Annotated in this window: 17 protein-coding genes and 2 riboswitches; of the genes, 3 read left to right on the forward strand and 14 right to left on the reverse strand. The window is 49.2% G+C overall.

What is annotated here, in order from left to right; all coding sequences use genetic code 11:
* The 4 genes from purK to FPZ45_RS04745 form a co-directional block, all read right to left on the reverse strand.
* A complete protein-coding gene (gene purK, locus FPZ45_RS04730) occupies positions 1 to 1137 on the reverse strand; it encodes a 5-(carboxyamino)imidazole ribonucleotide synthase (protein WP_246120335.1) in 1137 nt (378 codons plus the stop codon).
* Between the two features lie 122 nt (positions 1138 to 1259).
* Positions 1260 to 1748, reverse strand: coding sequence for a 5-(carboxyamino)imidazole ribonucleotide mutase (purE, locus tag FPZ45_RS04735; RefSeq protein ID WP_144698935.1), 489 nt, complete (start codon positions 1746 to 1748; stop codon positions 1260 to 1262).
* Positions 1749 to 1921: 173 nt separating this feature from the next.
* A riboswitch (purine riboswitch) is annotated at positions 1922 to 2020 on the reverse strand.
* A 204-nt stretch (positions 2021 to 2224) separates the two neighbouring features.
* Positions 2225 to 3796: an SMI1/KNR4 family protein gene (locus FPZ45_RS04740; protein ID WP_246120322.1), complete on the reverse strand. Its 1572-nt coding sequence runs from the start codon at positions 3794 to 3796 to the stop codon at positions 2225 to 2227.
* Positions 3797 to 4002: 206 nt separating this feature from the next.
* The gene (locus tag FPZ45_RS04745; protein WP_144698937.1) at positions 4003 to 5352 is read right to left on the reverse strand and encodes an NCS2 family permease; all 1350 of its coding nucleotides are present in this window, start codon (positions 5350 to 5352) and stop codon (positions 4003 to 4005) included.
* A gap of 138 nt (positions 5353 to 5490) precedes the next feature.
* A riboswitch (purine riboswitch) is annotated at positions 5491 to 5591 on the reverse strand.
* A gap of 244 nt (positions 5592 to 5835) precedes the next feature.
* On the opposite strand from FPZ45_RS04745, the gene FPZ45_RS04750 reads away from it, so the two are divergent.
* Positions 5836 to 6360 (forward strand): PadR family transcriptional regulator, encoded by a 525-nt coding sequence (locus FPZ45_RS04750; protein WP_144698939.1) that lies wholly within the window; start codon positions 5836 to 5838, stop codon positions 6358 to 6360.
* A 1-nt stretch (position 6361) separates the two neighbouring features.
* The gene (locus FPZ45_RS04755) at positions 6362 to 7102 is read left to right on the forward strand and encodes a CPBP family intramembrane glutamic endopeptidase (protein WP_144698941.1); all 741 of its coding nucleotides are present in this window, start codon (positions 6362 to 6364) and stop codon (positions 7100 to 7102) included.
* A 238-nt stretch (positions 7103 to 7340) separates the two neighbouring features.
* Here the strand turns inward: FPZ45_RS04755 and guaA are convergent, their stop codons facing one another.
* The 10 genes from guaA to FPZ45_RS04805 all read right to left on the reverse strand — a co-directional run bounded on the left by guaA (position 7341) and on the right by FPZ45_RS04805 (position 19937).
* Complete coding sequence (gene guaA / locus FPZ45_RS04760; RefSeq protein ID WP_144699291.1) at positions 7341 to 8861, reverse strand: glutamine-hydrolyzing GMP synthase; 1521 nt, start codon at positions 8859 to 8861, stop codon at positions 7341 to 7343.
* Between the two features lie 89 nt (positions 8862 to 8950).
* Complete coding sequence (locus FPZ45_RS04765) at positions 8951 to 10171, reverse strand: MFS transporter (RefSeq protein WP_144698943.1); 1221 nt, start codon at positions 10169 to 10171, stop codon at positions 8951 to 8953.
* Positions 10172 to 10288: 117 nt separating this feature from the next.
* Positions 10289 to 11008, reverse strand: a complete 720-nt coding sequence (locus FPZ45_RS04770; RefSeq protein WP_144698945.1) for a FadR/GntR family transcriptional regulator — start codon at positions 11006 to 11008, stop codon at positions 10289 to 10291.
* A 70-nt stretch (positions 11009 to 11078) separates the two neighbouring features.
* Positions 11079 to 11546, reverse strand: coding sequence for a thioredoxin-dependent thiol peroxidase (gene bcp / locus FPZ45_RS04775; RefSeq protein WP_144698947.1), 468 nt, complete (start codon positions 11544 to 11546; stop codon positions 11079 to 11081).
* 110 nt (positions 11547 to 11656) lie between these two features.
* On the reverse strand, positions 11657 to 12778 hold the full coding sequence (locus FPZ45_RS04780; RefSeq protein ID WP_144698949.1) for a DUF4179 domain-containing protein: 1122 nt from the start codon (positions 12776 to 12778) through the stop codon (positions 11657 to 11659).
* Entirely contained in the window at positions 12765 to 13295 is a 531-nt protein-coding gene (locus tag FPZ45_RS04785) for a sigma-70 family RNA polymerase sigma factor (RefSeq protein WP_144698951.1), read from the reverse strand. The genes FPZ45_RS04780 and FPZ45_RS04785 overlap by 14 nt, the downstream gene beginning before the upstream one ends.
* Before the next feature lie 478 nt (positions 13296 to 13773).
* On the reverse strand, positions 13774 to 16731 hold the full coding sequence (locus tag FPZ45_RS04790; RefSeq protein WP_186438233.1) for an SIR2 family protein: 2958 nt from the start codon (positions 16729 to 16731) through the stop codon (positions 13774 to 13776).
* Between the two features lie 533 nt (positions 16732 to 17264).
* The gene (locus FPZ45_RS04795) at positions 17265 to 18062 is read right to left on the reverse strand and encodes an ABC transporter permease (protein WP_144698955.1); all 798 of its coding nucleotides are present in this window, start codon (positions 18060 to 18062) and stop codon (positions 17265 to 17267) included.
* 4 nt (positions 18063 to 18066) lie between these two features.
* On the reverse strand, positions 18067 to 18861 hold the full coding sequence (locus FPZ45_RS04800) for an ABC transporter permease (RefSeq protein WP_144698957.1): 795 nt from the start codon (positions 18859 to 18861) through the stop codon (positions 18067 to 18069).
* Positions 18858 to 19937, reverse strand: a complete 1080-nt coding sequence (locus tag FPZ45_RS04805) for an ABC transporter ATP-binding protein (protein WP_144698959.1) — start codon at positions 19935 to 19937, stop codon at positions 18858 to 18860. The genes FPZ45_RS04800 and FPZ45_RS04805 overlap by 4 nt, the downstream gene beginning before the upstream one ends.
* Before the next feature lie 128 nt (positions 19938 to 20065).
* On the opposite strand from FPZ45_RS04805, the gene FPZ45_RS04810 reads away from it, so the two are divergent.
* Entirely contained in the window at positions 20066 to 21076 is a 1011-nt protein-coding gene (locus tag FPZ45_RS04810; protein WP_144698961.1) for an LCP family protein, read from the forward strand.
* Positions 21077 to 21106 lie beyond the last annotated feature (30 nt).

A 21106-nucleotide genomic window follows, 5' to 3' on the forward strand; every position in this document is an offset into this window, starting at 1 on the left:
TTAGTCCCTCCATATATTCGATTGGGCGATCCAATCCAACGCGGCGTCCACGTTCGGAGCCAACACGTTGATATGTCCCATTTTACGTCTTGCTTTGGCCTCGGCTTTGCCGTACAAGTGAACTTTCGGTTCGACGCCGAGCTTCTCGGCGGCGACATCGCGTTCCTTCATCCAATCCAGCAAAGCGTCCATGTGCTCGCCGAGAATATTCGCCATGACGACCGGCGTCAACAGCGACGCATCTCCGAGCGGCAAATCGCAGATCGCGCGAATATGCTGCTCGAATTGCGATGTGCGGCAAGCTTCCATCGTGTAATGTCCCGAGTTGTGCGGCCTTGGCGCCAGCTCATTGACGTACAGCTTGCCGTCCGCAGTCGCGAACATCTCGACGGCGATCAGTCCGACAACGCCGAGCGTCTCGGCGATCGACACCGCCAGCTTCTCCGCTTCGCGAAGCACCTCGTCTCCCACTCGCGCGGGAACGATAGATAAATGCAATATATTATGAACGTGGATATTTTCCGCCGGGGCGAACGTCTTCACTTCGCCGGAAGGGCTTCTCGCTGCGATAACGGAGATTTCCTTATCGAAGGCGATGAACTTCTCCAGCACGAGCTGCGTTCCGCTTCGCGAAGCCTCTTCCCATGCCGGTGCCAGCTCGTCCTCGCTCCGCAGCACCCATTGCCCTTTGCCGTCGTATCCTCCGGTCGCAGTCTTGAGCACCGCCGGAAGTCCCAGCTTCGCAGCTGCGGTTCGCAGGCCTACCAAACTCTCGACTTCCGCATAAGGAGCTACCTGCGCACCCGCAGCTTCGACCGCTCTTTTCTCCCGCAGTCGATGCTGCGTCGTGTAGAGCAGCGCGCTGCCTTGCGGAACGTATGATTGCTGCTCCAGCATTTCCGCCACTCCCGCGTCGACGTTCTCGAACTCATACGTGATGACGTCGGAGCGCTTAGCCAGTTCCCTCGCCGCTTCCCGATCGTCGTAAGCCGCTACGATCTGCGCCGCCGTCTGCCCGCAAGGGCTGTCCGGCGTCGGATCCAGCGTCAAGAACCGGTAGCCGAGTCGATTGCCGGCATGGGCCAGCATACGGCCCAATTGCCCTCCGCCCAGTACGCCGATCGTCGCTCCGGGCATAATCTGCCTAGCGCAAGCGTTACCAGCCGAGGACTCTCCGCCAACGACCTCGCAACCGAAATCGTCGCAAACCGCGCCTTCGCCGCCAAACAGATTCACGAGTCCATTGTTCTCGCTTGCGCTCATGACGGCAACTCCCCGTTGTCCAATACGTCCTGCGTAATCCGATCGCGCCGGGCTGCTACCCGGGCTTGCACTTCGGGATTGAACGAGCCGATCATCTGCGCGGCAAGCAATCCCGCGTTCGTCGCTCCCGCCGCCCCGATGGCGACCGTCGCGACCGGAATGCCTCCCGGCATCTGCACGATCGACAGCAACGAATCCAGCCCGTTCAACGCTTTCGATTGAACGGGCACTCCGATAACGGGCAGGACGGTTTTGGCCGCGACCATACCCGGCAGATGAGCAGCGCCTCCGGCGCCGGCTATAATGACCTTCAGCCCCCGAGAGGCTGCAGTTTCCGCATATTCGAACATCAAATCCGGCGTCCGATGCGCGGAGACGACTTTTTTCTCGTACGGAATGTTTAACTCCTCAAGAATCTCGCACGCTTTCTTCATCGTTTCCCAATCCGACGTACTTCCCATGATGACGCCGACAAGTGACGACATGTTTCCACCCTTCCCCGGTTGCGTTCTGTTCTGTTTTTTACCATAAAATGAAAAAAAGATCGATGAGAATACCTTCAGTATTCCCCAATCGACCTACGTTCTCCACTTCCAACACGATAGCCAGCAGCGACAAGACAAAGCCCGAACCTTGATGGGTTCGCGCTTCTATTTTATACCGCCTGTGACTTCCGCGTAGTCCGAAAATTAGGGTTTCCGGGTAGAGACGTTCGGGCCGATTCCCGACATATACGCGCTTGGCGCCTTGCCTGACGAACGGCAAGTCATTTTGCTTATTTACGCTTCTAAGTTTACCTTAGAGCAGGGGGGACTGTCAAACAAAGACGAACGCTTTCATTGATAAATATTATTAATGTTCGGTTTTTGACGAAAATCCAATACAGACTTGACGGAAAAAGGCCTCTCGCGCCCTAACGGAGCGTTGAAGGCCATCTTCTCTACCGTTGACCGATTCGGATTTAACGCGACGTTTCGCGCGCGAGGTCCAAATACTGATGCCAAATTGTGGATTCTTCGTCGGTCATTCTGCCGTTCATTGTCGAAAAATCGAAATAGCGGTTCGAATGCTTCGAGAGCAGAACGAATTGCGGGAAGGCGACTGACGCCCGCTTCAGCGAGTCCGATTTCGCCACCCTCTCCAAACCGCCAATTTCGGGGCTGCCTTGCAGCTCCAAACTGTGCAGGTTGGGCAGTTCGCCGAGCGCCGAAGCGTCCTGCACCGACGAATTTTTGATTGTGACCGTCCGGAGCTTGCGGCATTTGCGGACAAAGCTCAGGCTGTTCAAGCTCACCTCGTCCAGATGAAGAATTTCTAGATTGCTCAGCTGTCCCAACGCCTTCAGCTCGCTTTCGGCTCCGGCCCCTAGCCGAACGATCGTCAGCTCCTTAAGCTGCCTAAGCTCGGCCAGTTGGCGAACCTGATCTGCATCCGGGTCGCTAACCTCCAAAACGCGCAGACTTGCGAGCTGCCGCAGCGGAGAATAATCGCGAATCGGCGTCTGCTGAACATCCAGCGCTCGCAAGCTTGCCATCGCGCTTAACGGAGATAGATCGGCAACGGCCGACTCCGATAGAATCAGCTCCTTCAAGTGCTTGAGACCTTGCAACGGACGTAGATCCGTAACGGGATTGCCGCCCAGATACAGCGTCTTCAGCTGCGTGCAGCCGCTTAAAGCCGTAACGGAGCTGATCTCGTTCCTGCTTAGAACAAGCTCTCTTACTTCCTCGCAGCGGGCCAGCGGAGAAATGTCGGTCAGCCCCTCGCGGATAAACATCAGCCGTTTCGTGCGGAGAAATTTGTCCGGGGTGCCTCCGTTATTCGCGACCCGGGTTTGCCACTCTTGATCGAGCCCGCTCATCCATTCAGCGGCGTCCACTTCCGGCACCTTCGGCTGAACCGGTTCGAGCACCGGGAGTTCCAGCGAGCGCACCGCGTCGAACAGATGCGTGCTGCCGTCACGTCCCAATGTCCAATGACGGTATTCGTCCTCTTCATGTACGGTATAATTGCCGGCTTTAGCCGTATCGCGAATAAATTGCAGCCAATGCCTGAGATTACGGGCAATGACGTATTTGATTTCTTCGTCGCGGCCGAAATTGATGATCTGCCCTGCCGTCCCTTCCCGATCCGGGTCCATGTCGACTCCTAGATTGTTGCCGCCCCAATCTTTGCTGATCGGTAACCATCCGCGATTGATGTACCGCTCTTTAATCCAGCCTGCCGGAACGGAGTAATGCCCCGATTCCAGCCCCTCCATCTGCTCCTCTAGACCCTCCCAGATTCTCCACTCTGCCAGCATGCCCTCTAGCGAAAGAAAAGGCAGGCCGAAAAACAGGCCGGGTCCGTCCTCTTTTTCTCCGTTATGCGTCAGATAGAGCTCCCGCAGCTCCGCGGGCAAGGAATATCCAAGCTCTTCCTCCGCCTTGAGAAGCTCCTCCTCCACAGCTGGCGGATTCAGCGAATGGCCCAGCTCGGGAAGCTTGTCCCGCAGCAGCTCGGCGATCTCTTGTAGCGTTTGCTTCATTTCCATCCTCTCATCTCCCGTCTAAACTGCGCATATACCCGATTGAATCGGCTTCGTTTTTCGAACATTTTAACAATGCAAAAGTAAAGAGGAATAGTCAAGCGCATCCCGATACGGTAGAACGCATATTAAAACCCCGCCCCACCTCCGTCAATTCGGAAGTGAAGCGGGGTTGATTTATGCTATGGACGCGAGGTCCATAAACCCGTTTATTATTCTCCGCCCACGAATACGTAGCGGGCGATGACGACCACGAAGAGTACCCACATCAGCCAGTGAATCTTATGTTTCTTTTCGCCGGCCATGTTCGTTACGAATGCAAGCAGAACGTACGAAACGATACCGAAAGAAATACCGTTGGCGATGTTGTATGTGAAAGGCATGATCGTAATCGTAAGGAATGCCGGAATGCCGATTACCAGGTCATTGAAGTCGATATCTTTAACCGATTGGACCATGAGCACGCCGACGATGATCAGCGCCGCGCTTGTAGCCGGTGCCGGAACAAGCAACGCAATCGGAAGCAAGAACAGCGACAACAGGAAGAATACGCCCGTCGTTACGGCGGTCAAGCCGGAACGTCCGCCTTCCGCGATTCCCGCGGAGCTTTCGACGTAAGCCGTGACCGTGCTCGTGCCTAGCATTGCGCCGCCGCTGACCGCGACGGAGTCGACGAACATTGCTTTGCCGACTTTTTTGTTGCCCTCTTCTTTATTTTTGAAGAATCCGGCTCTGTTGGCCGTACCGACCAGCGTGCCGAAAGTATCGAACAATTCAACGAAAGTAAACGTGGCGATCGCCGTAAGGAGACCAGTCGTGAACAGATCCGCGAAGTCCATATGCCAGAAGTTCAACTCGCCGAAGTCCGGAGACCAGCTTGCGCTCTTCAGCGTGCCGAAGTCGACCAAGCCGACTGCCGGAATCGCGCCGAGCAGCGTAATGATCAGCATGCCGATCAGGATCGCGCCTTTAACGCGAAGCACCATCAGAAGACCGATAATGCCCAATCCCGCGATCGTAAGCCATACCGTTGGTTCCTTCAATGATCCCATCGTCAGCAGCGTGCCGCCGCCTTCGAACGTCAAGATCGTCATCAGGCCGCTCGTTTTCATTCCGACGATCGCGATGAATAGGCCGATACCGACCGTGATCGCGTGTTTCAAGGCGTCCGGAATCGCAACGACGAGTAATTGCCGAACCTGAGTTACCGTTAGAATAAAAAAGATAATCCCCGAGATAAAGACCGCTGCAAGTCCCATTTGCGGCGTAATCGGATGACCCGAAGCCTGGGAAGTGATGACCGTCGTCGCAAAAAAGGCATTAAGCCCCATTCCCGGAGCAAGAGCAACCGGAAAATTAACGAACAATCCCATCGCAATCGTAAAAATACCCGCTGCAAGAGCGGTTGCCAAGAATACGGACGTAAAGCTCAAACCCGCTCCCGACAAAATTCCCGGGTTAACTACCAGAATGTACGCCATTGTCATGAAAGTCGTAATCCCCGCCATGATCTCCGTGCGTACGTTCGATCCCAGTTCCTTCAGCTTAAAGAAACGTTCCATGTCTCGATAAACTCTCCCTTCAAAATTTGAATGAAATGGATAACTAAGAAAAAACATACAAAAAACCCGGAAGACGATTCTCCTCCAGGCTCCGCACAACCGGGAAATATATCAACACGCGGGAGCTAAGCCCCGCCGATGCGATACTTCCCTTTTCGTAGACAGATCATTTGCGGTGACCTCGTAGAGACTCCCGGGCCTATTCCCGGGATTATACGAAAAGAATATTCAGTTGCATGTCCAATCCATATTCTAGGTCGTTGGACCCTATCTGTCAACGATTATTTACGAATATTCGACAGGTTGTTCCCCTAAGAACGTTCGGAAAATACCGATTTCCAAGTTCTGTATTCATCCGGCTTCCATTGAAAGCGAAAACAAAGCAAACAAAGCAAATGTCCGTTGACATGAACGCGATCTTCCTCTATTCTGAATATATCAAATAGATATATCTTTTAGATATATTTTCAAAGGAGCTTACTCATGATCGAACTCGTTACGCTTGGCATGCTAATGCAAGGACGGATGAGCGGCTACGATATCAAGAAAATTACCGAGCAAACGATCGGCACTTTTTACAAAATGAGCTATGGCAGTCTATATCCGGCCTTAAAACGTCTCGTAACAGAGGGCTTCGTGACTGAAGAAGAGACGAATGACAGCAAAAACAAGAAGCTGTATACCGTAACCAATAAAGGACGGCAGCATTTCTTAGAATGGCTGAGCGAGCCGCTCAAATCAAACAAGCGCGAATATATGGTCAAAGTTTTTTTCTACGACTATCTCGACGAAGAGACAAAACGGCGCAACCTGCACGACTATCAGCGCTCCATCGAACGTACGCTTAACCAGCTCAAAGCCGTGCAAGCAGTTGTCTCTCAAGAACTGGATCAGTTGGATAAAAAGGATCAGTATTACTACCGTGTTTCCACGATGCATTATGGTCTGAAATTTTTTCAAATGGAAAACGAGTGGATTAAACAAATCATAAACAAGGAGAATTTTTAGCATGCACAAACAAGACGGTTACTCTGTAAAACGGCCCTACCTACTGATCCTTTGGATAGAGCTTGCCCTTATCGTATGCGTCGCCGGGGGAAGCGCCTATGTATCCATCGCCGAAATGACGCATCCGCTCGCACCGTTTCTAGGGTTTGTTCCTATCGCTTTGTTTTTATTGATCTACCTATCCGTAACCAAGAACTGGCGAACGTTCTATTTCGGCAGCCTGCGTAGCTTAACCGCAAAACAATGGGCAGAATACTTGCCATTGCTGCTGATCTTAATCCTTCTCGTCGTTGGCAACCGCGGCTTCCAGGATCAGCCCGTCTCCTTTTTCGTTTACATGCTGTTATCCCAGCTGTTGTTGGTCGGTTTTGTTGAAGAGACGTTGTTCCGAGGGATCATCCTGCGGGCTTTGATCCAGAGGGGAAAAGCTGTTGCGGTTGGCGTATCTAGCATTTTGTTCGGCGTTACGCATGCGCTGCAGGCGCTTGGCGGTCAATCTTTAGAGGATACGATGCTGCAAATCGCGTATGCCTTCATTCTCGGCTTTGTTCTTGCTTTGCTTGTCGTCAAAAATAAAGCGATTCTGCCATCCATTCTGTTCCACGGGTTACATAACTTCATTAATTTTACAGGCAACGCGCCAAGTACTCATGTTTATGACTTTCTAGTCATTGCGATCTTAATCGCTCAACTGATGTGGCTGCTGCGGCCGGATCGAAATAAGGTGGCCATTCTCGCGTAATCGATCATATCGGTTAAACATAAACAGCTTACCCCGTTCTTAGAATCGACGGGATAACGTTTATGTCGGAGATGATTCAGATAAGTATGGCGATTATTATACTTTGTGAATCATAAATAATAGCAACTCGTCTCTCTTACGGTCTGCCAGACCGTTAGAGCGTGTCAATCAAAAAAAAAACCACACCCTCATCGCCAAATTCTCAGCGATGCAGGTGTGGTTTACTGTTATCCGATCGTTATTCCCACTCGATCGTCGCCGGCGGCTTCGACGTAATGTCGTACACGATCCGGTTAACGTTCTGCACTTCGTTGACGATACGGTTGGAGATTTTCTCCAATACATCGAACGGAATACGCGCCCAGTCAGCCGTCATTCCGTCAATGGACGTGACTGCCCGAATGCCGACGGTATGGGAGTATGTCCGTCCGTCTCCCATGACCCCTACGCTCATCATGTTCGGCAGAGCGGTGAAATATTGCCAGATCTCGCGGTCGAGACCCGCCTTGGCGATCTCGTCGCGCAGAATCGCGTCGGATTCGCGGACGATCTCGAGTTTCTCTTCCGTGACTTCGCCCAGCACGCGAATCGCCAGCCCCGGTCCCGGGAACGGCTGACGCATGACGATCGCCTCCGGAAGGCCGCATTCCGCGCCGACTCTGCGCACTTCGTCCTTGAACAGCGTCTTCAGCGGCTCGATCAGCTTAAACTTCATATCTTCAGGCAGGCCACCGACGTTGTGGTGCGACTTGATCGTCTGCGCCGTCGCCGTGCCGCTTTCCACGATATCGGTATACAGCGTGCCTTGGGCAAGGAAAGTGAAGTCGTCGAACTTCGCCGACTCCTCCTCGAACACACGAATGAAGTCGTTGCCGATGATTTTGCGTTTCTGTTCCGGATCTTCGACACCCTTCAGATTGCCGAGGAACCGCTCGCTCGCGTCAATCTTCACGACGTTCATGCCAAACTTGCCAACGAACGTTTCCATCACGCTCTCTGCTTCGTCTTTACGCAGCAGGCCGTGATCGATGAACATACACGTCAGTTGATCGCCGATCGCTTTGTGAATCAGAACGGCCACGACCGAAGAATCGACGCCTCCGGACAGGGCGCACAATACTTTCTTGTCGCCGACTTCCTTGCGGATATCCGCAACCATATCGTCAATGAACGATCCCATCGTCCAATCTCCGCGGCAGCCGCATACGTTGAACAGGAAGTTGCGGATCATCTCGTTGCCGTGCTCCGAGTGGCGTACTTCCGGATGGAATTGCACCGCATAGAACTTCCGGTCTGGATCGCTCATCGCGGCTACTGGAGCGTGCTCTGTGCTCGCGTCCACGCGGAAGCCGGACGGTAGCTCGGTGACGTGGTCTCCATGGCTCATCCATACAGTCTGGCGGCTGGCCAGTCCTTGAACGAGCGCGGAGCCTTCGGCGAAGTCGATATCCGATTTGCCGTACTCGCGTTTGTGGGCAGGCTCTACCTTGCCGCCTTGCTGATGCGTGATCAATTGCATGCCATAGCAGATCCCGAAGATCGGAAGTCCGAGCTCATAGATCGCCGGGTCGACTTTAGGTGCTCCATCCGCATATACGCTTGCCGGTCCGCCAGAGAAGACGATACCTCTAGGCGCAAGCTCACGAATTTTATCCGCAGGAGTGTTAAAAGGAAGCAGTTCGCTGTAGACGCCGAGGTCGCGAATCCGTCTTGCGATCAGCTGGTTGTATTGTCCGCCGAAATCCAGTACCACGATCATTTCATGTTGGTTGTTAGTCACTTGTTCAACCGAGCCTCCCTCAATCAATTGAAGCTATTATAGCTTTGCGTATTCGGCAGCGTCAACCTTCAACCTTCCGCCAATTTCAGCTTTTTATCCGTCGGAAGGAATACGGCGAGAAGTCCGAGCAACGGAAGGAACGAGCTCAGCTTGATCACGAAGGAGATGCTGGTCACGTCCGCGAGCGTTCCGAGCACGACCGAACCGATCCCGCCCAATCCGAACGCAAGACCAAAGAACAATCCGGCCACCGTTCCCACTTTTCCGGGCAGCAGCTCCTGGGCGTATACGATGATGACCGAGAAGCCCGATAACAAAATAAATCCGATGCACAAGCATAACACGACCGACCAGAACAAGTTCGCGTACGGGAGCAGCAACGAGAACGGCGCGGTTCCTAAGATGGAAAACCAGATCATGTTACGTCTGCCGAACCGATCGGCGAGCGGACCGCCGAGGAAGGTTCCGACCGCTCCCGCGGTTAGCAGGGCGAAGATGAATACTTGCGCGTACTCCGTTGAGATGCCGCGATTATCGATCAGATAAAACGCGTAAAAGCCCGTCATGCTGGCCATGTATACGAATTTGGAAAATAGAAGCAGAATGAGGATCGTCATCGCGTAAGCGATCGTGCTTCTTGGCAGCGGCTCTTTATGTACCGCGCGTGTCTTGGCCGCGTTCTTGCGGGCAACGTGCGCTTTGTACCATTTCGCCACATAGAGCTGGACGACGAAAGCCGCGGCGGCTGCGATCGTGAACCAGATGATCCCGAATTGGCCGATCGGGACGAAGATCAGTGCCGTGAAGACCGGCGCCAGCGCTTGACCGATATTGCCACCGGTCTGGAAGATCGACTGAGCCAGCCCTTTGCGCTGTCCTGCCGCCAAGTGAGCCACCCGTGACGCCTCCGGATGCAAGACAGCCGATCCGAAACCGATCAATACGACCGACAGAAGAACCAACCCATACGTATCCGCGAATGCCAGCAGCACCATCCCCATTAGTGAGAATAGCACCCCCACAGGCAACAAAAACGGCTTCGGCCGACTGTCCGTATACAACCCGATCAAAGGTTGAAGCAGAGAAGCGGTAACGTTCAAGGTGAACGCGATCCAGCCGATCTGCGCGAAGCTGAGATTCATTGACTGCTGCATAATCGGAAAGATGGCCGGTATAACCGATTGGATCGAATCATTCAACAAATGGACGATGCTGATTGATAATAAAATAGAATAGACCGTGTTCGTCGGAAGACTAGACGCCAGCTTTGCCGCCGACGCTTTATTCATATTCATTTTCTCCACCTCTATCTTTTTTGTATTCATCCTATCATCTGACGTTTCAAATTAGACTAGAGCGTACAGCGGGCAACGGAACGAGGGTCGGAGTACGCTCCCCCCCCCCTGCTAACGGCCCGAATCGTCACGTTCCCGGAGCTGGCTGACGGTATAGTTCAAGTTCTGAAGCGTCCAATGCTCGGAAGCGGCGACGTCTTTGGCCTTGATCGCCTCGTATAGCTTCTCGTGACACTCGGTGTTCGGATCATGACCTTCCTTCTCCATCTCCAGCTTGCTGAGCGCCTCCCTCAGCACGGACGAGAACGTCCGATACAAATCCACGGCGACATGGTTTTTGCTTGCGACGGCGACGGCGATATGGAATTTAACGTCGGCGTTCACAAAGCCTTCGCGGTCCCCCTTCTTCAACGCTTCGGAACGTTGATCCAGATGGCGCCGCATTTGCTCGAGATCCTCTTCGTCCCTGCGCTCCGCGGCCAACCTCGAAATCTCAAGCTCCAGCATTTTCCTAACCTCGTACACCTCGAAAATCTCCGCCCGTCTCAACCGATGCTCGAGAGGCTCCTGGATGACTTGGGAAGAGGACGCCAAATACGTGCCGAAACCCTGCTTCTTCTCGAGCAGTCCGGCGTGAACGAGTACCCTGACAGCTTCACGGATCGTGGAACGGCCCACTCCGAATTGCTCCATCAGCTCGGGTTCGGTCGGGATTTTGTCTCCCTCCTTGAGCTCTCCACCGGATATTTTCTTTTGCAGTTGAACGACGACTTCGTCGACGAGTTTCGTGCGGCTTAAGGTTTGGAACGAAACCTTCGATTTCGGATTCATCAGATCATCTCCTGTATTTGCATTATAGACCGACGTCTCTACCAATCGCAACCATTTTTACATGAATGATTCAGTCTGTTCGCAGCGCGGCAAACACGTTGTCTACGTGCCCTTTGACCCGAATGTTCCGCCACTCCTGCGCTAGAATCCCGTTCTCGTCGATCAGAAAGGTGGAGCGAACGATACCCATATAGGTTCTTCCGTACAGTTGCTTTTCCTGCCAGACGCCATACAATTCGCAGACGCGATGCTCCGGGTCCGACAAGAGCGGGAACGGAAGCTCGTATTTCTCGATAAACTTATAATGCCGTTTTAGTTCGTCGGTGCTGATCCCCAGAACAGTCGCGTTCAACCTTCCAAAATCGGGAGTCGCGTCGCGGAAGTCGCAGGATTCTTGTGTACATGCAGCGGTCATATCCTTCGGATAAAAATAAAGCACGACCTTGCGGCCGCGATAATCGCTCAACCTGACCGTGCCCCCGTTCGTGGCGGGAAGCTCGAAGTCCGGGGCGGGTTGTCCGATGCGTGGTTGGGTCATCGTTGAAGCTCCTTCTAAGGTTACATTTTCTCGCCTTCAAGCCTATCACAGCATTCGGTGGAATTCAAAAATAGGACGTGTACAAGTAAAAAAGCGCCCGAAGGCGCTTCTTACGGCAATTCCAGCGTGATCTCCAACTCTTTAATGTAATTATTTAATCTTTCTCCGTTCGGCCCCTTAATCCACCCCGCATAAGGCTTAATCGTGATCGATTTCGGCAATGTCGCGGTTCCTTCGTAATTCTGCGTTCCTTTGAATAAATCTTGTTCTCCGACTCTGACGCCGCTGCTTCCGTTCACGCTCTTGAATTCGTTCCCGTTCTCATCGAAAAGCGCGTATAACAAAAACTTATTCCCGTTAAACCGAGCGGGCGGCTCCACCTCCGAGTTGGCGCTCATCCCCAACAAAGTGATCAGTTGAATCGTGGCCGGGGTAATCTCCAATTTCTCGATTCGCAAAGTGACACCTTCGTATTGCTTCTCTTCGGTTGAAGACAATTCGACCGCCCCCGGCGCGTTTTTCTCAATCGGAACGGTAAATTCATATATGCCGTTATCTACGCCTTTCCGCGGAGCAGTGGCAATCTTAAGCGTAAGTTCGAAAGCGTCGGGGAACTCGTACGCTTCGCTTGTTCTCCCGTCGAAGCCGGAATGCCCCATACTGATGATTCGAACCGCCGTACTATCGTCTATCCGTTTCGTCGCTCCGATGCTAAACGTATATGGACCTTCCTCTCCGTTCACCCTGGCATTCACGCTAAACGTTTCGATCGCGTAATCCGGCAGTTTTCCATCGACATGGACTTTAACCGCAACGGATAGCCTAGCCCCGTCGTACATGAAGTCGGATACCGTAACGGTTCGGCCGGATTTGGTCTGGCTGTAGGTTTCTTCTTTCACCATCCCGTTGAGAGTAGCGGCGATTAGACCCGCATCCCCGAAATGTTCATACAGACTATTGATCCATGGGAACTGTTTAAGCGATTTAGCCATAGCCGGCGAGATGAAACCCGAACCGATCAGAAGTACTCCCGCAATCAGCGCCGCGACGACGGACAAACCGGCGCGCATAATAATTCCTCGGTTCCGCCGACGATTGCGAATTGGCTTCAGATCGACTTCCGAAAGTCGCTCGTAGGTATGATCAAGAGCTTCTCTAATGCTATCGGGTATTCGATCGGATAATAAATCCTTGTTATCCCGTAACGAACGAATGAGTTTATCGTGATTCATAACTGCTCTCAACTCCCCTTAAAGGCTCTAGCCACAGCAGAAGCTTCTCCCTTGCGCGATAGAGCCTGCTCTTGACCGTACCCTCCGAAATGTCCAACGTCCTCGCCACCTCTTTGATCGGCAAGTCATTCATGTAATGGAGTACGATGACTAGCCGCATCGGCAGGTCCAAGCTGTCGATGGCTTCGCGCAACTCCATTCCTTCGTATCCCCCGGATGTGGAATGCTTGTCCGATAGGTTCGGTAACGGTATCTGTTTCTTTCGTTGTTTCAACAATCGGCGGCACTCGTTAATCAGAATTCGGATCATCCAAGTTCGAAAATAAGCAGGATCCCGTAACGCATGTACCGACTTATAGGCAGTTAACACCGTTTCCTGCATCGCATCCGCGCAATCTTCGTCACGTTGCAAGATCTGCTTGGCGACGGCGTACATCGGAGATTCCAATTGCCGCATCAGACGAGTGAATGCCTCCCGATCACCCTGTCTTGCTCGCATCACTTCCTGAATATCCATCTTCGCTTCTCCCTCGCGGCTGCTGCTCCCTCGCAAACGGAAGCGATCAGCATCGCTGACTCGATTAAGTAATTATTAATTAGATCACTCAAACGCCCGAAAGGTTCCCGACCGAAGAGATAACTATTTAGATTTATATTGGGGAGTTGTGGGGATGAATTGCCTCCCAAACAAAGAAGCCCTAAAGGGGTAACCTTTAGAGCTTCTTACCTATAGTTGGAGAATGCAATCTGAATAAGTCTTGTACCAATCAGGGCGTTGCGCTTTAATCAAAGATAACGCTTCGGTCAAAGTAATTCTTTTTAAGATTTCTTTCTTTATCCACGAAGAGGTTAACTCCCAAATTTGATCTTTCCACTTCATATCGATTTCTCTACCGCTCTTTAATTGTACTTCAAATACGGGTCTTAGTACTAAAGAGATACCCTATATGCTCTAATTGAAGATAAACACTTGGTTCACAATTATTAATGGATGTTTAATTATAAAAATTAAAGAAAACTTCTTTACTTCTTTTGCTTAATTCGTTGTCAATAATAAAAGCTATGACTTTTTCTCTTACTATTCTCTTTCCGGATTCATGGCTTGAAACTCGCTCATGTACTTGATCAGTGAACAATTCAAGCCATTCAATCTTAAACTCTTCATACTTAAAATTTTCAATATCAACTAATAAATCAAATATAGCATTATAATTATAATATTTTTTGAATTTCTCAGGATTGAGTAACTTATTATTAAAAATCAGCTCTGCTATGTTTTCTAACATACTATCAATCGGATCTGGAAATTCTCTAGTCCCATTATTTTTTTTATGAATAGCACCTTCTATTAAATCAACAATTTTATCTTCATATATTACTGAACTGGTAATTATTTTTTTCTGGACTGCGGAATAGTAAAGATCATAATTAAACTTACTATTTAAAAAAACTACTATAATTTCGCTTATTTTCTCTTTCTCTTCTACTGGATAGAATTTAAATAATGATACTAAAATTTTCCTTATTTCTAACTCCTGTGTAGTACTTGTTAAGGCTTTATAAGAATTTATATTCTCTGTGACATATTCTGAATTTTTATTTTTAATTATTTTTATTGTAGAATCCACCAGGTTTACAATTTCTGAATTAATATTTGATATATTCTTCTGCAAAATAACAACAAGTAACTTATCAAGAATTTTACAATTGATATTGCTTATAAATCGCTTGTGCTGCCCAACTATAAATATAGTAAAATTTCTTAATACAAGCTCACTTACGTTTTTCTCCTGTACCAGTTCTGTAAATTTTTTAATAATGAAAGAAAAATTTTCCTCATTTCTCAAATCAACTCTAGACAAGACAGTAAAAGAATTTTCTAGAACTTCATTAAAGAACAATGAAAAACCATTTGTGATTATAGAATTTATCATATTCTTAAAAGAGAGCAATAAATTATTAATATCTTCAACCTCAATCAACTGTAGATTATATTTAGTAAATAGTTTTTGAATATAACTCTTATCGAGGTAGGTTATCATAATGAAATATGTGAAATAATCCAGGTGATTCATTTTCACTTTTTTTCCTTTGAATCCAAAGAAGGGATTCTCATCAGTAACACTCTCATCAATACTTAAACTAATTATTACACCCTCAACATATCTTTTATAAACATCTCGTACTTCAGAATAGTTATCAAAAAATATAAAATTAGAGTTAATATAATCCCAAAAAAGTTTAACCTCACGTTGTAATTCATGAATTTTGCCAAACTTGGTATTACCGTAATACGTTGTATTTTTTTCTTCATCAACTTTGTAGACTAGGTTTGTAATCTTATTAAATGTCGAGTAAACGCAATTATAATTAATAATCTCCCTTACAAATGAAACACTTACTCGGCTTTGATCTGGAATACTGTAGAAAATAGTTTCAATATCTATTGAGTTAATTTCATCTTCAATAGATTTCCTTTGTTCTTCACTCTGAATTTTGTACCAAATACTCCTAGTTATTAGCTTCCCTACGGTATTTCTATTTACTTCAGATATGAAGTAAATATGATAGTTTTTGCTTCTAAATGAGTAATCGGAAATACGTTTAAGTAATTTATAGGCTTCATAAAATTCATCTGTTTTATAATAGGCGAATGCTTTTTTTAAGAAATGTTGCTCATTACCTTCGATAATTAACTCCTGTGCATCTGAATCGAGCCATTCCTTTATTTTTTTATAATCAATCTGAATAATATGATTAATAAGTTCTTCACTTTTTATTAATGAATTATTGAACTCGAATATTAATTTCTCTTTTTGACTTTCGATATTTCTTTCCTTAACTCCAACAACCTTGGCTTTTAAAAACACTTCACTAATTAGTCTTGCTTTTATTTGCGATAATACATCGTTACTCTTTTTCGACTCGTTCATTTGGTGAAACATTGAAATAACTTGGGGATCAGATAAATATATATATCCATCCAAACTAAAATCATATGAAATATTTACTTTTAATACTTCAAAAATATCCTGCAATCTGACGCTGTTTAACTTGTTCAAATTACTTAATTTTGTATGATAATAATCTAATACAGTCCCTAAATAATTATCTGAAGTACTTAAATATCTCAAAAAATTATATAATCGTATCGCCCTTTCATCCGAAAGATTATCTGGAACAATAGGGGAATACTCCTCTAAATTTTCAATTTCAGTGGTATAAAGAATATTAATCCCACGGTTTTTAAAATAGTTGTATTCGATGAGATTTAGACTCGAAGCAGTATCTGTACTTAAAAAGTATGTAGGCTGAAAATCTTTCTTCAAAGCATCTTTGACCCATTGGAATATTAGCTTTACATCAATGTCATTTACTGAATAGCCAACAAACAATACTAAATGTGTTGAAAGCAACGATTTCACATAATTCTCGATTAATTTAAAATTTGATGAATAGGACAAAAAGTCGTCTTCCTTTAGTACTATGTTCTTATTTTTTAAATCTCCGTGAATTTTTAAAATCATATTATTATTAGGGGTATAAGGTAAATCCTCGTCTTTCGATACAACATCATAAAACATTCCTTTTTCACGTGCAGCGTCTTCAATTAAATCATCAAAGTTCGTTGTAATGAAATGATATGGTTTTAGTTCCAGTAATGTTTTATGTAACGGATTCGGTTTAACATTTTTATTGAAAACCTTATTAATCAATTCGTAATATTCTTTTCTCCCTCTAGAATTATAATAATATTGTGGAATTCTTAAATAATCATCTTGGTTTAGATTATCACAATCAATTCCAAGACCCTCACCGAATCTTCTAACAAGTTCCTCCCAAGTAGGAAAACCAGAGTTCACCGATACTCCTGCCCCCACAAATATAATCAACTTCTTGTTATTAATAGCATCTCTAATGATTTTCTTACTTTCTCGAATAAAGGCTTTCACATTACTCACTCCAGATGCAATTTTAAAAGGGACTATCTGTTCTAGAAACCTTAATGCAAATACAGGAATATTATACCAGATTATTATAAGTAAATCCGGTTTATCCTATCGCGATGTAATACAACCCAAAAATGGACGGCTTACAGCCTTTCTAACGTTTCGAATGAATTTGCCTTTGTTCTATATCTTGAATAGAGACCCCAAGCTCGAGCACTGTTCTCTTTGCCCTAATTCCACTACAGCAACCCATTCTAACGGAACCCAGCGCCGTTATTTCATCGAAATCAACGTTTCACAAAATCTAACGGACGCCACAGACCTTATTGCGCCTCGCAAAGCGTGAATCCGTCCATGATCAAGCGAATAGCGGCTGTCAGTTCCGTTAGCATTCAAATCGGCGGCTGATCGGCAAATAACGGCTGTCAGTTCCGTTAGCTCCCCCGGCAGTTCCCGTCGGCAACACAAAAAAGCCCAACCCCCTCGCGAATACAAGAGGATTGAGCCTTTTTGTGACGAATTACACATGCCGTGACTCAGCTTCCCGCGCCCCGATACCGTTTCACGCCGTAGTTCCAGAAGCCGAGGCCAAGAGACAGCACGACGATGCCGACGACCGGAGTCAGCCACGGCATCCACCATTCATCGAGACGCCCGAGGAAAAACGACGCCGGATACACGCCCACGAAAGCGAACGGGAGAAGCCACGTCAGCAGAAACTTGATTGTCTTGTTATAGATCTCCACCGGATACCGGCCGTAGTTCTGAATGTTATAGATAAGCGGCCCGATTCCCGTCGGCGCGTCGGAATAGAAGGAGATCGCCGACATCGCCGTGTAGATGCCCATATAGATGAAGCAAGAACCGAGCACCATGACGATCAGGACAAGCGGATCGTACCAATGGAACGGCAGCCCGAGCGTCGACCAGGACGTGATCATAATAACCAGTCCGACGATGGCCCCGACGATCGAGGGCGGGTCCATATTCTCAAGCATGACCTGGGAGAGTGAATGCGCCGGCCGGGTCAAGACCCGGTCCATCTCCCCCTTGACGATATATCGCTCGCTGAAGTTCCATGCGCTGAAGAACGTCGAGAACAACCCTGAAGCGATCATAAAATAACCGTACACGAACACGACTTCCGCTTCGCTCCAGTTCCCGAGCGAAGGCGTATGCATGAACACGATAAAAATAAACACGAGGTTAAGCCCGTTGAACATAAGATCCGACAGCACTTCGACTAAGAAGTCGGCTCGGTAGCTTAGCTTCGTTTTCATATAATTGGCGAAATAATCGCGGTACAGGCTCACCATAAAAGCGAATCGACTCATCCTCTCAACCCCCTTGCACGAACAGCCGGCGGCGCGCCGCTCGCCAGACGAGCATAATCGGAATGATCAGTACGACCGTCCAAGCCACCTGCACGAGCAGCGCGTTCCATACGTCTGCTCCTTCTATACGCCCCGTGAACACAGACCCCGGCAAATATGTGATCGCCTGGAACGGCAGCCAGTTCAGCACCGATATTGCCCAACCAGGGAAAAACGCGATCGGAACGACGACGCCCGACAACAGGTCGACCATAATTCTTTTCATCGTCATCAGCCCCTGGTTGTTCTCGAAGAAAAACGCGCCCAGCCCGGTCAGGATATTCAACTGCGAATTGATCAGAAAGCTGAACCAGATCATCACGAAAAAGACGATCCACTGCATCGGGTCCTTCGGCAGCTCGATCGGGAAAATGAATGATACGACGATCATCCCCGGCACCATGAACAGAAGCAGACGGAACAGTCCCTCTCCGAATCCTTGCATCATTTTCACGAACAGGTAGGAATACGGACGGATAATCTGAATCGCCACGCTGCCATCGACGATCTCGTTCGAAATCTCGCGGTCCAGATTGTTGAAATAAAACGCCCGCGCCATCCACGATACGGCGACGTATGTGGACATCTGGATAACCGTGAACCCTTGCAGCGTCTCCGCTTCTCCGAAGATCGCTTTCCACAGAAAATAATAAGCCCCAATGTTAATGGCGTAGATCACGATGCCGCTGTAATAATTCACCCGATAAGCGAGCATCATCAGAAACCGAATGCGGACGAAATCCAAGTACATGCTTATCATCGTTCGCCCGCTCCCGCCTTCGCCGGCTCTTTCTCCGAAGCGTTATCATCGGATAGAGCAGACAAATCCCTCGGCGCCTCCGCGCTGCCCGACTGGTAGATCTCCCGCACGATCTCGTCGGTATTCGTCTCGAAAATCTTAATATCGCTGATCTCCTTCTGGCCAACCACGCGGGAGAGCACGTCCGACACGTTCATCTCGCGGGGAATCCACACCTTCGCGGTGACGTCATTCTCAAGCGACCAACGAACGGCCATATCCCCGGTATACGCCGACACCGCGGCAAGCGACACCGGATCGGTGAACTGGAATTGCACTTCCCGTCCTTTGCCCCACCGGGACTTCAGTTCTTCAAGACCTCCGTCGTAGATAATCCGGCCGTCGTCCAGCATAATGACCCGGGAGCAGAGCGCCTCGATGTCCTGCAAGTCGTGCGTCGTCAATAGAATCGTCGTGCCTTGCTCCTTGTTCAACCTTTTCAGAAACTCGCGAATCTCCGTCTTCACCACGATATCGAGACCGATCGTCGGCTCGTCCAGAAACAAGATGGACGGATTGTGCAGCAGCGCCGCCACGAGCTCGCAGCGCATCCGCTGCCCGAGACTCAGCTTCCGAACGGGGCGATTGAGCAGATCCTGCAGTTGCAGCGTCTCCACCAGCTCGTCCAAGCGCGCGCGAAAGTCCGCTTCCCCCACCCGGTATACTTTTCTGAGCAACTGGAACGATTCGATGACGCCAATATCCCACCAGAGCTGGCTTCTCTGACCGAACACGACACCGATGCCTTGCACGAATTTTTCTCTGTCCTTATAAGGAACGAAACCGTTCACGACCAGCTTGCCCGAAGTCGGCACGAGGATGCCTGTCAGCATCTTGATCGTCGTCGATTTGCCCGCGCCGTTCTCCCCGATATATCCGCATATTTCGCCTTGCGGAATCTGGAAGCTGATATCTTTAACCGCTGCCACCTCGGTATGCTCCCGCTTGAACAAATCCTTTAGAGCGCCCTTGAGGCCTTCGCGGTTTTTCTGTACTTTGAACTGCTTGCGCAGATCATGAACATCTATGGCTAACATGTGAACCTCCTGTGATCAAGTCGAGTTCATTAGGGCTTGCCGGCCTGGACATATCCCCTCTAACTTGCGTATTTGATGGCCTAAACTTTATAATTTTAACATACTGCTTACCGAGAGGACATAGAGCAATGCGCAAAAAGTGGAAGGTTACGCTAACGATCATACTGAGCCTGGTCTTTATTATTTTGTGTTTCGTCGGATGGTGGATCTGGTCCAATTATAACGAGCTCTCCCACGCCAAGAAGTCGAAGGAAGAGTCCCGGTTCGGCCATTTCGAGGAAAAGCAGGAGTACAAGCCGCCGGAATGGGAAGGCTCCGAACGGGTGAACGTTCTGCTGATGGGCGGAGACGAGAGAGGGCTGCGGAAAGGCGAAGTCGCCCGTTCCGACTCCATGCTGATCGCGTCTTTCGATCCCGTGAGCAAAAAAATCCATCTGTTCTCCGTCCTTCGCGACACGCACGTCGAGATTCCAGGGTACAAGGATAACCGCGTTAACGTGGCGATTACGCTCGGAGGTCCGGAGCTGGCGATGAAGACGATCGGCAATCTGACCGGACTGGATATCCAATATTACGTATACGCAGATTTTCAAGGGTTCATCCAACTGGTTGACGCGCTCGGCGGCGTGGATTTCTACGTAGAGAAGGATATGAAATATACGGACGCTGCGGACGGGCACAAATTCGATATCGATCTGAAAAAGGGCCAGCAGCATCTCGACGGCGACAAGGCGCTGCAGTACGTCCGCTTCCGGCACGACAAGATGTCGGATTTCACCCGCACCGAACGGCAGCGCGACTTCTTGGCAGCCGTCGCTGGCAAGCTGAAGAACGGGTGGAACCTGATCAAACTGCCGGAAATTCTCGAAGAGGTCATTCCGTTCGTGGAAACGAACATGTCAGCAGGGGACATGTTAAAGCTCGCGAGTCTTGGTTATAAATCCCACCAGGCGGGTTCCTCCCAGCTTCCACCGATGGATCTCGTCTTTGACGAGAAGGTGGGCGGCTCGGCCATGCTGGGCATACGCAACCGCGACGCGCTCAAAGGCTATATTCAAGAAGTGCTGGGCAAGGATGAGACGATGGAATCCCCGGAGCCTTCGCCTTCCTCGAGCGCTGGGGCGGGCACGAAGAAGTAAGGGGTTAGAAATATCGTGGGTGGAGGGTTA

It is taken from the genome of Cohnella terricola (genome assembly GCF_007786475.1).
Classification (GTDB): domain Bacteria; phylum Bacillota; class Bacilli; order Paenibacillales; family Paenibacillaceae; genus Cohnella; species Cohnella terricola.